At 71.2% G+C, this 12,951-nt stretch carries 9 protein-coding genes; 2 read left to right on the top strand and 7 right to left on the bottom strand.

Features of this window, described 5'->3' with window-relative positions:
• Positions 1 to 2: 2 nt before the first annotated feature.
• The gene (locus MUN76_RS04435) at positions 3 to 1,649 is read left to right on the top strand and encodes an amidohydrolase (protein ID WP_244687499.1); all 1,647 of its coding nucleotides are present in this window, start codon (positions 3 to 5) and stop codon (positions 1,647 to 1,649) included.
• Between the two features lie 4 nt (positions 1,650 to 1,653).
• Here the strand turns inward: MUN76_RS04435 and MUN76_RS04430 are convergent, their stop codons facing one another.
• Both MUN76_RS04430 and MUN76_RS04425 read right to left on the bottom strand, forming a co-directional pair.
• On the bottom strand, positions 1,654 to 3,483 hold the full coding sequence (locus MUN76_RS04430; RefSeq protein ID WP_244687497.1) for a thiamine pyrophosphate-binding protein: 1,830 nt from the start codon (positions 3,481 to 3,483) through the stop codon (positions 1,654 to 1,656).
• A gap of 159 nt (positions 3,484 to 3,642) precedes the next feature.
• The gene (locus tag MUN76_RS04425; protein ID WP_244687495.1) at positions 3,643 to 4,362 is read right to left on the bottom strand and encodes an IclR family transcriptional regulator; all 720 of its coding nucleotides are present in this window, start codon (positions 4,360 to 4,362) and stop codon (positions 3,643 to 3,645) included.
• A 153-nt stretch (positions 4,363 to 4,515) separates the two neighbouring features.
• On the opposite strand from MUN76_RS04425, the gene MUN76_RS04420 reads away from it, so the two are divergent.
• The gene (locus MUN76_RS04420) at positions 4,516 to 6,420 is read left to right on the top strand and encodes an FAD-binding monooxygenase (protein ID WP_244687493.1); all 1,905 of its coding nucleotides are present in this window, start codon (positions 4,516 to 4,518) and stop codon (positions 6,418 to 6,420) included.
• A 64-nt stretch (positions 6,421 to 6,484) separates the two neighbouring features.
• Here MUN76_RS04420 and MUN76_RS04415 read toward each other — a convergent pair whose 3' ends face one another.
• The 5 genes from MUN76_RS04415 to MUN76_RS04395 all read right to left on the bottom strand — a co-directional run bounded on the left by MUN76_RS04415 (position 6,485) and on the right by MUN76_RS04395 (position 12,688).
• Positions 6,485 to 7,840, bottom strand: coding sequence for an aldehyde dehydrogenase family protein (locus tag MUN76_RS04415; protein WP_244687491.1), 1,356 nt, complete (start codon positions 7,838 to 7,840; stop codon positions 6,485 to 6,487).
• 123 nt (positions 7,841 to 7,963) lie between these two features.
• Positions 7,964 to 8,662 (bottom strand): cyclase family protein, encoded by a 699-nt coding sequence (locus MUN76_RS04410; protein WP_244687489.1) that lies wholly within the window; start codon positions 8,660 to 8,662, stop codon positions 7,964 to 7,966.
• A 4-nt stretch (positions 8,663 to 8,666) separates the two neighbouring features.
• Positions 8,667 to 9,668: a DUF4349 domain-containing protein gene (locus MUN76_RS04405; RefSeq protein WP_244687487.1), complete on the bottom strand. Its 1,002-nt coding sequence runs from the start codon at positions 9,666 to 9,668 to the stop codon at positions 8,667 to 8,669.
• Positions 9,669 to 9,742: 74 nt separating this feature from the next.
• Positions 9,743 to 10,972: an MFS transporter gene (locus MUN76_RS04400; protein ID WP_244687485.1), complete on the bottom strand. Its 1,230-nt coding sequence runs from the start codon at positions 10,970 to 10,972 to the stop codon at positions 9,743 to 9,745.
• A 129-nt stretch (positions 10,973 to 11,101) separates the two neighbouring features.
• Positions 11,102 to 12,688 carry a DEAD/DEAH box helicase gene (locus MUN76_RS04395; RefSeq protein WP_244687483.1) on the bottom strand — a complete coding sequence of 529 codons (1,587 nt, stop codon included), beginning with the start codon at positions 12,686 to 12,688 and terminating at the stop codon, positions 11,102 to 11,104.
• Positions 12,689 to 12,951: the final 263 nt, after the last annotated feature.

The following is a 12,951-nucleotide window of genomic DNA, read 5'->3' as shown; positions in this document are numbered from 1 at the left end:
CTATGACCGAATCCGCAGATATCTGCATCATCGGGGGACGAGTGTTCGATGGCCGAACCCTCACCCCGCACACCGCGGTGGCGACACGAGGCGATCGGATCCTTGCCATCGGTGACGACGCGACGGTGCTGCGGCACCGCGGGTCGACGACCCGGATCCTCGACGCAGCCGGACGCCTGATCGCACCGGGCTTCGTCGACGCGCACGTGCACGCCGCGTTCGCGGGGGTCGAGCGGCTGAGCTGCGACCTGACTCCCGCGCGCAGCGTCGAGGAGACCCTGGCCCTCGTGCAGCAGGCGGCAGCGGCCTCGGACCAGGAGTGGCTGACCGGAGGAGGCTGGAGCCACGAGCTCTTCCCGCATCCGACGCGTCAGCAGCTCGACGCGCTGGTCCCGGACCGCCCCGTGGCGCTCAGCGACGCCGGGCACCACACGCTCTGGGTCAACTCCCGCGCGCTCGAGATCGCCGGTATCACCCGCGACACCCCGCAGCCGCACAACGGACACATCCACGTCGACGCATCGGGTGAGCCCACCGGCTACCTGAACGAGTCGGCGGCGGAACTCGTGGGCCGGTGCATCCCGCCCGCCACCGACGCAGAGATCCTCGCCGGGCTGCAGAACGCCCAGGAGTACCTCTGGTCGCTCGGCGTCACGGGCTGGCACGAGGCGATCCTCGGGGAGTACAACGGCAAGGCGGACTGCACCGCGTCCTACCTCGCCGGGATCACCGACGGGTCGATCCGCAGTGCCGTCTCCGGTGCCCTCTGGGTGCCGCAGGGCACCACCGAGGCCGAGGTGCCGGCCCTCGTCGCCGACTTCGAGCGGCGGCGGGCGCAGAACGCGGACGCCGGATTCACCACGTCGACCGCCAAAGCGATGGTCGACGGAGTGCCGCACGGCGAGACCGCCGCGCTGCTCGAACCCTATTGCAGTCACCACGGCAGCGGTGAGCTGCACCTCGACGAAGCGGCCCTCCGGGCCCTCGTGCTGCAGGCCGATCGAGCCGGGTTCGCGCTGCACCTGCATATCATGGGGGACCGCGGGATCCGGGTCGCGCTCGACGCCGTCGAGGCCGCCCGGGTCGCGCACGGTCCGGGCCCCCGGCACCACATCGCGCACCTCTCGATGATCCACCCGGACGACGCCGTGCGCTTCGGTCCGCTCGGGATCACCGCCAACATGCAGGCGCTGTGGGCCGCGCCCGATCTCTCCGTCGTGCCGATGATCGGCGAGGAGCGCATGCGGAGCGGCTACCCGTTCCGCACCCTGGCCGACGGCGGCGCAGACCTCGCCATGGGCTCGGACTGGCCGGTGTCGCCCGCGGATCCGTGGGCCGCGATCCACGTCGCGGTGAATCGCTCGCTCCCGTTCGGGCCGGGCGCCGGAGCCCCGCTCGACGAGGATCAGGCGCTCAGCCTCAGCGAAGCACTCGCCGCGTACACCAGCGGATCGTCATCGCTGGTGCTCGGGGTCCCGGGCCGGCTGCGCGTCGGCGCCCGGGCGGACCTCGCCATCGCCTCGGGCGATCCGTTCGACGTGCCCGCCGCGCGGCTCCACGAGCTCCGCACGGCCGCGACGGTCGTCGGCGGCGAGGTCGTCTTCGAGGCCGAGGCGGCACCGAGGCCGGTTCGCACCGAGCGCGGCTGACCGATTACGCCTCCGGCACGTCGAGCCCGTTGACCCGCTGGATCTCGCGCTGATACTCGGCGACGACCCCGCGCGAGACACGGCAGTCGAGCAGGATCGTGCCGCGGGATCCCGCCTCGACCCAGGCGCCGAGCGCGTCGAGATCCTCGAGCGACCGCACGGGGACTCCGGTGGCGCCGAGCGCGGAGGCGACCCCCGCGAAGTCGACGTCCGGGATGAGCATCGGTCCCTCGTCGAGCCCCATGACGCCGTAGAGGTGCACCTCTGCGCCGTACGCGCCGTCGTTCCACACCACGATGACGCAGCTCTCGGCCGTGCGGATCGCGGTCTCGAGATCGGCCAGCGCCATCAGTCCGCCGCCGTCACCGGTGCTCAGCACCACGGTGGTGCCGGGGGCCGCGGCCGCGACCCCCGCGACCGTCGGGAACCCGAGGCCGATGGTCTGGTAGGCCGTGCCCACCATGACCATGCGCTCGGGGGATGCGACCGGCCAGAACATGTTGGCCCAGCCGATGAAGTGCCCGCCGTCGGTGGTGACGTGCCGCTCGGCGGGGAGCAGTTCGCCGATCCGCGCCGCCACCGCGCGCGGGTCCAGGCGGCCGTCGGCGCAGCGGCCGTCGGGATGCTCGGCCAGGCCGAGCTCGCGCACGCGGAGCGCGCCGCCGGGCTCGAGCCCCTGCAGCTGGTCTCGCCACCCGCCCGCGAGGGCCGCGCGCGTGGGGCCGGCCTCGGCCAGCGCCGCGAGCAGCGCGGTGAGCAGGGCCCGGGCGTCACCCTGCAGCAGGAGATGGGTGATCGGGTGATTCGTCTTCGGCGGCGCCACCTGCTCGTCGTCGATGCGGATCACCGTCGTGCCGGGCCCGAAGAGGTCGCCGAAGCGCATCGTGAACTGATTGAGCGCCGCGCCCACCACGACGACGACGTCGGCCTCGGCGACGACGTCCATCGCCCGCAGCTGCCCGAAGCCGCCGGTGACGCCGAGGTCGAAGCGGGCGTCGGGGAACACGCCGCGGGCGAGCGCCGTCGTCGAGGTCGGTGCGCCGAGTGCGGCCGCGAGCGCACCGAGCTCGACGCCGGCGTCGGCGAGGTGCGCCCCGCGCCCCGCGACGATGAACGGGCGCTCCGCCTCGCGGAGCGCGAGCACGGCAGCCTCGAGCTGATGGCCTGCCGGGCCCACGGTGCGCGGGCTGAGCGACCCCGAGGTCGGGGGTGCCGGGTGCACGTCCGCGACCGATGCGGTCAGCGCGGCGAGGACGGCCGGGTCGCTGAGGTCGATACCCTGGGCCGGGGTCGCGGGGTCGCGGGGCGCCGGCAGCACGGCCTCGGCCGAGACGAGGTCGTAGGGGATCCCGAGCACCACGGGGCGGCGCACGCGCTGGGCGTAGGACACCGCGCGATCCACCGTGCGGTCGATGTTCGTCACGGAGAGCAGGTGGGTGCGCACGCCGAGCGCCGCCGCGAGCATCTCCTGGTCGACGTCCCAGGGCCGCGGGCCGCCGCTCGGGGCGTCGCCCACGACGACGAGCATGGGGGTGCGGGCCTGCGCGGCCTCCGCGAGTGCGGTGAGGGTGTTCGTGAATCCGGCGCCGTAGGTGGTCGTCGCGATGGCGATCCGGCCCGAGACCCGGGTGTACGCGTCGGCGGCTGCGACGGTGCCGGCCTCGTGGCGCACGGCGGTATAGCCGACGCCGGCCTCGCCGAGGCTCTCGATCAGGTGGGCGTTGCCGTTGCCCATCAGGCCGAAGCTCTGCTCGGCGTGCCGCGCGAGCGACTCGGCGAGCGCGCGAGTGAGCGTGACGGAGGCAGGGGTGTCGGACGTGGGGGTGTGAGACATACTGATCCTTTGCGGAACGGAGGTGAGTGATGGATTCCGTGTATGTCTCGCCCGGGTGTCCTCCCCGGGCAGCAGCGCCCCTTTTTCGAGCGCCTTTGCCGGCCGGGCCGGAAGCGAGCCGGCCGTGCTGGACCCGTCCATTCTACTGAGCCGGGACCCCTAGCGGTAGTTCAGCGCGATCTCCTCGGCCGCCGCCTGCAGCCGGGCGACAACGCCGGCCAGCGACTCCGGAAGGTTGAAGTGCACGACGGCGATCGCGGCGGGCGGCTCTCCCGCGAGGCGGAGCGGTACCGCGATCCCGGTGACCCCGTCGATCACCTCGTTGCGGCTGATCGCGTACCCGTCCGCCCGCGCCTGCAGCGCCGCGTCGCTGAAGTCCGGGCTGCCGAGGAAGGCCGCGCGCTCAGCCGGGGTCAGCGACGACTCGATCGCGTGCCCCGGGGCCCCGCGCTCGACCTGGTGCCGGACGCCGGGGTTGCGCGCGATGGTGGCGGCGACGTTCGCGGGCTCGACCGTGACCAGGGTGACGACCTCGTCGGAGTCGAGCACGGTGACGAACGCGGTCATGCCCAGGGAGTACGCGAGGTCGGTGACCGCGGGCATGGCGGCGGTGTGGAGCGCCGGTGCGACCCCGCGGGCGAGCGCCGTGAGCTTCGGGCCGAGCCGGATCAGCCCTGCGTCATCGCGGGTGACGAAGCGGTGCTGCTCCAGGGTGCGGAGGACCCGGTACGCGTTCGAGCGGTGCACGCCGAGCCCGGTCGCGAGCGCGCCGATCGACATCGGCGCCTCCGCCTCGGCGAGGAGCTCGAGCGCGCGCAACCCGCGGGAGAGGGTCTGGGATCCGGCGGTCGCCGCTCCGCCGTCGGGCTTCTGGGTCATGGGGTCCATTCTTCCGGATATCCGGTGCAACATCCGTGTTGTCAGATTGCGAGCCGCCGTTTATGCTGGGTGTGCGATATTCAAACGTCTCGTTCATTTAGTGAACACTCTACCGCGAGATTCGGTCTCGCGGGGCGTCACAGAGGAGAAACAGTGCAGTTCCACCACCACGGATACGTCTCCACCGATCCCCGGATCCTGCCCGCCGCCGGCGTCGGCCTGGACCGGCCCGAGGAGCTTCCGGACGAGATCGACGTGCTCATCGTCGGCTCCGGCCCCGCGGGCATCGTCGCCGCGGCGCAGCTCGCGCAGTTCCCGAACGTCGTCACGCGCATCGTGGAGCGGCGCGACGGTCGGCTCGTGCTCGGGCAGGCCGACGGGATCCAGGCGCGCAGCGTCGAGACCTTCCAGGCCTTCGAGTTCGCCCAGCAGATCACGCAGGAGGCCTACCAGATCACGGAGACGAGCTTCTGGACCCCGGACCCGGCCGCGCCCGAGAACATCGTCCGCAGCGCGACCACTCCCGATGATCCCAACGGGATCAGCGAGTTCCCGCACCTCATCGTCAACCAGGCCCGGGTCATCGACTACTTCGCCGAGTACGCCCGCCGGGCGCCGGCGCGCGGCAAGGTCGACTACGGCTGGGAGTTCATCGGCCTCGAGGTGGGCGAAGGCGAGTACCCCGTCGCAGTGACGCTGCGCCGGGTCGACGGCTACCAGGGCGCGGGGATCAACACCGTCGCCCCCGAGGACGCGGACGCGGGGGAGACCCGGGTCGTGCGCGCGAAGTACGTCGTGGGCGCGGACGGCGCGCGCTCCACCGTGCGCCGCTCGATCGGCGGTTCGCTCTCCGGCGACCAGGCGTTCCACGCCTGGGGGGTCATGGACGTGCTCTCCGTCACCGACTTCCCGGATATCCGCAAGAAGTGCATCATCCACTCCGAGGCGGGCAGCATCCTGCACATCCCGCGCGAGGGCAATCACCTGTGCCGGATCTACGTCGACCTCGGCGAGGTCGACGAGCACGACGGCGGCAAGGTGCGCAACACCCCGCTCGAGGCCGTCATCGCCCAGGCGAACGCGATCCTGCACCCCTACACGCTCGACGTCAAGAACGTGGCGTGGCACAGCGTCTACGAGGTCGCGCACCGGCTCACCGACCGCTTCGACGACGCGGAGACCTCGCCCGACGGCACGCCGCGCGTCTTCCTGATGGGCGACGCCTGCCACACGCACAGCGCCAAGGCGGGTCAGGGCATGAACGTGTCAATGCAGGACGGCTGGAACCTCGGCTGGAAGCTCGGCTACGTGCTCGAGGGCCGCAGCCCGGAGTCGCTCCTGCGCACGTACTCCGACGAGCGGCGGGTGACCGCGAAGAACCTCATCGACTTCGACAAGGAGTGGTCGACGCTCATGGCCAAGCGGCCGGAGGAGTTCGCCTCGCCATCGGAGCTCGAGGACTTCTACGTGCAGACCGCCGAGTTCCCGGCCGGGTTCATGACGCTCTACACCCCGTCGATGCTCACGGGCGAGGCGACCCACCAGGAGCTGGCCACCGGGTTCCCGATCGGCAAGCGCTTCAAGTCCGTGATGACGACGCGGGTCGCCGACGCCGTGGACGTGCACCTCGGGCACCACCACCGTGCCGACGGCCGGTACCGGATCTACGCGTTCGCGGACGCCGACGCCACCGCCCTCGACGCCTGGGCCGAGTGGATGCTGCAGTCGGAGGAGTCGCCGCTGCGACGGTTCACCCCCGAGGGCGCGGACCTCGACGCGATCTTCGACGTGAAGGCCGTCTACCAGCAGGAGCACCACGGCGTTGCGATCGAGCGGGCCCCGAAGGTGTTCCTGCCGCCCACCGGCCCGTTCCAGCTCGTCGACTACGAGAAGATCTACGCGGCGAAGCCGGGCGACGACATCTTCGACGCGCGCGGGATCAGCCGAGGCGGTGCCGTGGTGATCGTGCGCCCGGATCAGTACGTCGCGCACGTGCTGCCGCTCGAGGCCACCCAGGAGCTCGCGGACTTCTTCGCGCCGCTGTTCCTGCAGCGCTAGTCGATGCACGACGATGGCCCCGGATCCATGCGGATCCGGGGCCATCGTCGTGGTGCGGGGCTGCCTAGCCAGCGAAGCGGAAGAGCTTCTTGTTGGCGAACTCGAGCATGCCGACCTTGCCGAGCTCACGGCCGTAGCCCGACTTCTTCACGCCGCCGAAGGGCACGTCCGCACCCTCGAGGCCGGCGCCGCCGATGAACACCATGCCCACGTCGAGCTGGTTGCCGACCTGCTCGGCGCGCTCGAGGTCATCGCAGATGATGACGGAGCCGAGGCCGTAGGGCGAGGAGTTCGCGAGCTCGATCGCCTCGGCGTCGCTCGACACCTTGTAGAGCTGCGCGACCGGGCCGAAGAGCTCCTGGCTGTAGACGTCCATCGCCGGGGTGATGTTCGAGATCACGGTCGGAGTGTAGACGTTGCCTTCGGGGGTGTTGTTGCCCACGAGCACCTCGGCGCCCTGCGCGAGTGCCCCGTCGACCTGCGCGGTGAGGGTCTTCGTCGCTGCCGCGGAGGAGAGGGGACCGAAGTCGCCGGCCTCGTAGGACTGCCCGGCGATCGCCGCCTTGAACTTCTCGGCGAACTCGTCGAAGTACTGCTCGGCCACGACGATGCGCTTCGAGCCGTTGCAGGCCTGGCCGGTGTTCTCCATGCGCCCGCCGACGGCGTGCTCGACGGCGTGGTCGAGATCGTTCGTGTCGAGCACCAGGAAGACATCCGAGCCGCCCAGCTCGAGCACGCACTTCTTCAGGTGGCGACCGGCCTGCTCGGCCACGATCGCACCGGCGCGCTCGGAGCCGGTGAGCGAGACGCCCTGGATCCGGTCGTCGGCGATGATGTCGGCGAGCTGGTCGTGCGTCGCGAAGACGTTGACGTAGGCGCCCTTCGGGAAGCCGGCGTCGAGGAAGAGCTGCTCGAGCGCGAGGGCCGACTCGGGGCACTGCGCCGCGTGCTTCAGCACGATCGTGTTGCCCAGGATCAGGTTCGGAACGGCGAAGCGCGCGACCTGGTAGTAGGGGTAGTTCCACGGCATGATGCCGAGGATGACGCCGGTGCCCTGGAAGCGGAAGAAGGTCTTCAGGCCGTCCTCGACCTCGAGGTGCTCGTCGGCCAGCCACTTCTCCGCGTTGGCCGCGAACGCCGCGGTGATCGCGCCGGAGAACTCGGCCTCGCCGACGGCCTGCTCGAGCGGCTTGCCCATCTCGCGATTGATGATCGCGCCCAGCTCATCCTTGCGCTCGTCGAAGAGCTCCGCGGCGCGCTGCGCGAGCGCGGCGCGCTCGGCGACGGTCGTGGTGCGCGCCCACTCCTGGTAGGCCTGCTGCGCGGAGGCCAGCGAGGCCTCGATCTCCGCTGCGGTGGCGTCGGGGTACTCGGTGACGGTCTCGCCCGTGGCGGGGTTGATGACGGCAAACGTGCCCATAGATGACTCACTCCTTAGTGACTGCGTCGGGTGGTGGTACAGCCAGTCTCCCACACCTCGCTGTGCAGTGCTAGCGCTCGGATATCGTTGATTCACCGAGATTTTCAGCGGTGATCGCCTGATTCAGGTGCCAGAATCTGCGGATTCCGTCGGAACCCACGCCATCGCGCGAACGGGTGATCCATCGACTCCGGCGAGCGGCAGCGGGGCGACGAGCATCCGCACCCGCGGCGGCAGCGCCGTGAGGCCCGTGAGGTTCTCGACGATCACCCCGTCCCGCCCCAGCCAGAGCTCGTGCACGGGGAGTGCGACGTCGGCGGCGGTATCGTCGGCTGCCTCGTCGGTGGCATCGCTCGAGTCCGGGCTGAGCGCGTCGACGCCGAGCACGCGCGCCCCGCGATCCCAGAGTTCGTGCGCGAACGCGAGGTCGAGGAAGGGGTGCGTCCGCAGATCGACGTCGGACCCCGCGGCGCCGAAGTGCCGATCCCATCCGGTGGCGACGCACACGATCGCGGGCAGCCGGTCGGGCAGGCGGTCCGGTAGATCCGCGGCGGTGATGGCGTGGCCCGCGTCCACGCGCACCTGCAGCACCGCGGCGTCGCCCTGCAGCCGGTCGAGCGGGATCCGATCAACGGTGCGACCGCCGACGATCGAGTGCGACGGTGCGTCGAGGTGGGTGCCCGAATGTGAGCCGAGCGACAGGTGGGCGACGGCCACACCGTCTGTTGCGACGTCGAGCGCGGGCGTGATCGCGACGGTCGGGTCGCCCGGGAACACCGGCATGCCGGTGGTGAGCGGATGGGTCAGATCGACGAGGCGCACGCGGTTACCACTGCTGGGCCGGCGGAACCGGAGCCGCTGCGGCAGCGGGGGTGTGCGGCGCGGGATCGAGCACCGGCGCGGGCACGGGTGCCGTGGGGCCGGCGCCACCCGGGCTGCGGGATCCGCGTGCGGCCCGTCGGCGACGGGCCCGACGCACGATGAGCACGACGATCAGTGCGATGATACCTCCGAGCACGAGCCAGGGGAGCAGGATGCCAAGCATCACGAGCGCCCCGGCGCCGGCGGCCGAGATCGATCCGAGACCGGCCAGGAGCCCATCCCAGAACGTGGTCGGTCCGCCGGGGACGACGACGTTCTTCGTGGACAGGGAGACCCAGATGGTCGCCTCGTCGACCTGATCCTCGAGGGCGGTGAGCTGCGCCGTCAGGCCGTCGAGCTCCTGCTGGCGCTGCGACAGCGCGGCCTCGGCCTCGATCAGCTCGCCCGTGGTGGCGGACTCCGACATCAGCTCGGTGAGGCGCTGCACCGACTCCTCGAGCGCCGCGACCCGGGCCTTGAGATCGACGTGCTGGGTGGTGACGTCGGTGCTCGAGCGGTTCTGCGAGGTGACGTCCCCGACCTTCGCGAGCGCCTCGAACGCGGCGTCGATCTGGTCGGCCGGGACCCGCACCGCGAGGCTCGCGTTCGCCGTGAGCCCGTCGCCGCCGGCCGACACCGACTGCGACTCGATGTACCCGCCGAGCCCCTCGGCGATCGTCGCGACCTCCTCGGCCGCCGTCTCGGGGTCGGCCACGGTGACGGACAGGTCGCCGTTCCGGATGATCGACGTGCCGGCGATCGCGGATCCGGGATCCACCATGCCGTCCTCGGTGACCGCCGCACCCGCGTCCGTCGCGACGCTCGGCCCCGAGGTCGAGCCGGCGGCGGCCTCCGATGAGCGGAGGTCGGGGACCCCGCTCGATCCCGAACCCATGGTGCAGGCGGAGAGCGGCACGACCAGGAGGGCGGCGGCGAGGAGCGAGAGGAGTGAGCGTCGTCGGTGCATAGTCACACCATACGGCGCGAAGTCCGAGCGGGATCCGGAAGGTTCCTGCGTCTTCCCCGGGTGTGTCGAGATCGTTATGGCAGCGGGATCGTGAGGGTGCCGGTCTCGGGGAGCGGCTCGATGTGGCGACCCTTGAGATCCGGGAGCCACCGCATCGCGGCTGCCGCTACGATGGCGCAGACGAGGAGGAGCGCGGCCGAGACGACGATCGCACCCGGCGCCCCGGCGGCGTCGATGGCGACGCCGGCGAGAGCCGATCCCGTCGCGACCCCGACGAGCTGACCGGTCCCTACCCAACCGTAGGCCTCGGCCGTCTCCGAGAACTTCACGGTCGAGCTCACGATGTTCGAGATCGCGGCGAAGGCGGGTGCCGTGCCGAGGCCGCCGAGGAAGAGCACGGTGCCGAGCCACCAGATGTTCAGGCTCACGAGGCAGAGCAGGGTGCCGGCGAGCACCATCAGGATGCGCAGGAGCAGCGACCACGGGCGCATCGCGCGGTGACCGATGAGGAGGCCGCCCACGAGCGAGCCGCCCGCGAAGAGCGCGAGCACGATGCCGGATTCGATGCTGCCGTGCCCCGCGCCGTCTCCGGCCGGGGTGAACGCGGCGACGATCCCGGCCTCGATGGCGGCGAAGGAGGCGACGAAGAAGAACCCGACGACCGTGGAGATCACCACGGTGGGACGGCGGAGGATCGCGCCGAGTCCGCGCTGCGAGCGCGGAATCTTCACGGAGCCGACGGACGGGCTCAGAATGAACCAGGCGCCGCCGACCACCATGAATCCGGCCGCGACGCAGAGCCCGACGGCCGTGCCGAACTGCGAGGAGACGAGGACCGCGACCACGGGCCCCATCACCCAGATGAGCTCCTGTGCCGCGGCGTCGAGGGAGAACAGGCCGGCGAGCTGGTTCCCGGGGACGAGCTTCGGGTACAGCGTGCGCACGGCCGGGGTGACGGGCGGCGTCGTGAGGCCGACGAGGAGCGCGAGGCCGGCGGTGATCGCGAGCGGCAGATGAGCCACGGCGATCGCGACGAGCAGCGCGGCGCAGAGCAGGGAGGTCAGGGCGAGCACCGGGCGCATGCCGAGGCGGCCCATGAGGCGGCTCGAGACGGGCCCCGAGATGGCCTGACCGACGCTCTGGGCGGCGAGCACGATGCCCGCCGAGGTGTAGTCGCCGTACGCGAGCTGGATGTGCAGCAGCAGGATGATCGAGAGCATCCCGAACGGGAATCGGGCCGTCAGCTGCGAGATCAGAACGCGAACGACTCCTGGATTCCGTGCCAGCTCCCGATAAATGCCCATCAGACGAGTATACGACCGAAATCGTCACTCAAGGGAGGGTCTCACCGATGAATCCGGGGTGAACACGCGCGAATGCTCCAGATTCCGCACCGGGGTGGGTGCGGAATCTGGAGCATTCGGGATCGCGTGTTAGCTGCTGGTCGAGTAGACGGTGCCGCCGCCCTGGGCGCGGCGACCCGAGCGACGCTGGCCGCCGGACTCACCGCCGCGGTATCCCTGGCCGCCCTGGCCGCCCTGCGATCGACCGGCGCCCTGACCGTCCTGGCCGCTGCGACGCGGCTGGGATCCCGCTCCGGATCCGGATCCCGCGCCCTGGCCGCCCCGACCCTGACCCCGGCCCTGGCCGCCTTGGCCGCCCTGGCCACCGGACCCGCCGCGGCCGCCGCGCGACCGCTTGCGCTTCGCGTTCGCGCCCTGGCTCGAACCCTCGCCATGCGGGGCGTGCCCGGCGGCGCGCTGCTGCGCGGCCTGCGCCGAGGCCCGACGCCGCTCGATCTCCTTCGGGTCGACCCTTGGGGCGACCTCGCCGATGAGCGAGAGCACCTCGGGATCGATCTTCGCGGCGTTCGGATCGACGTGACGCGGGGTCACCGTGATCTTCGCGGCGCGGATCAGCTGACGCATCTCGCCGCGCTGCTCGGGGAGCACGAGCGTGATGACGTCGCCCTCGTTGCCCGCGCGCGCCGTGCGGCCCGAACGGTGCAGGTAGGCCTTGTGCTCGACCGGGGGGTCGATGTGGACGACGAGCTCGACTCCGTCGACGTGCACGCCGCGCGCCGCGACGTCGGTCGCGACGAGCACGCGGGCTTCGCCGCTCACGAACTCGGCGAGGTTGCGGTCGCGCGCGTTCTGCGACAGGTTGCCCTGCAGCTCGACCGCGGGGATGCCCGCGGCGGTGAGCTGCTTCGCGAGACGCTTCGCCTGGTGCTTCATACGGGTGAAGAAGATGCGGCGGGCGGCGCCGCTCGCGAGCGCCTCGATGAGCGCGTCCTTCTGATCCTTGCCCGACACCTCGAAGACGTGGTGGGTGAGCTGGGGCACCGGCGACTCGGCCGAGTCGACCGAGTGCAGGATCGGATCGTGCAGGTACCGCTTCACGACGTTGTCCACGCCGTTGTCGAGCGTGGCGCTGAAGAGCAGGCGCTGGCCGGCCTTCGGAGTCTTGTTGAGGATGCGCGTGACGACGGGGAGGAAGCCCATGTCGGCCATGTGGTCGGCCTCGTCGAGCACGGTGATCTCGACGGCGCCGAGGTCGACGATGCCCTGCTTCATGAGGTCGTCGAGGCGGCCGGGGGCGGCGACGACGATGTCGACACCGCGCTCCAGCACCTCCTCCTGGCGGCGCTGCGAGACGCCGCCGAAGATCGTGGTGACCTTGACGCCCATGGGGTCGGCGAGCATCTTGACGGTCTCGGCGATCTGCGTCACGAGCTCGCGGGTCGGCGCGAGCACGATCGCGCGCGGCCGGTTCGGCCGACGCTTCTGCGCGACGTTCTCGGCGAGGTTCGCCACGAGCGGGATCCCGAACGCGATCGTCTTGCCGGAGCCCGTGCGGCCGCGGCCGAGGACGTCGCGGCCGGCGAGCGTGTCGGGCAGGGTGTCGCGCTGGATCGGGAACGGTTCGGTCTTGCCGTTCTTGGCGAGGGCGTCCGCGATGGGTGCGGGCACGCCGAGCGCCGAGAAGGAGGGTGTGGTGGATGTGGTCTCTTCGGTCACGGGGACCTTTCCTGCTGGAGCAGCGCTGCGCACCGGGCTCGCCGGTCGAGGACACGCCTCGATCGGGATGGGATCACGCGATCGTGATCACCCGTGCGTCGCTGCAAGATGTCGAGTGCGCGGGATCGCGCATCCGTTCGCCGCGGATCGGGCCGAACGGCGCCCAGGCTCGATGCTCGAGCGGGCTGTGCGGTGAAAGCGACGCGTAGCGCAGAAGAGCGCTACTCGGACGAGCTTAGCCCACTGCGAGGATGTTCGGGCTG

This window comes from Leucobacter rhizosphaerae (assembly GCF_022919175.1).
Lineage (GTDB): Bacteria > Actinomycetota > Actinomycetes > Actinomycetales > Microbacteriaceae > Leucobacter > Leucobacter rhizosphaerae.
This window is presented reverse-complemented; position numbering and strand designations above follow the sequence as displayed.

Excerpts from the sequence above, each read along its gene's own strand:
- MUN76_RS04435 (WP_244687499.1), top strand. The coding sequence starts at position 3 with ATGACCGAATCCGCAGATATCTGCATCATCGGGGGACGAGTGTTCGAT.
- MUN76_RS04430 (WP_244687497.1), bottom strand. The coding sequence starts at position 3,483 with ATGTCTCACACCCCCACGTCCGACACCCCTGCCTCCGTCACGCTCACT.
- MUN76_RS04425 (WP_244687495.1), bottom strand. The coding sequence starts at position 4,362 with ATGACCCAGAAGCCCGACGGCGGAGCGGCGACCGCCGGATCCCAGACC.
- MUN76_RS04415 (WP_244687491.1), bottom strand. The coding sequence starts at position 7,840 with ATGGGCACGTTTGCCGTCATCAACCCCGCCACGGGCGAGACCGTCACC.
- MUN76_RS04405 (WP_244687487.1), bottom strand. The coding sequence starts at position 9,668 with ATGCACCGACGACGCTCACTCCTCTCGCTCCTCGCCGCCGCCCTCCTG.
- MUN76_RS04400 (WP_244687485.1), bottom strand. The coding sequence starts at position 10,972 with ATGGGCATTTATCGGGAGCTGGCACGGAATCCAGGAGTCGTTCGCGTT.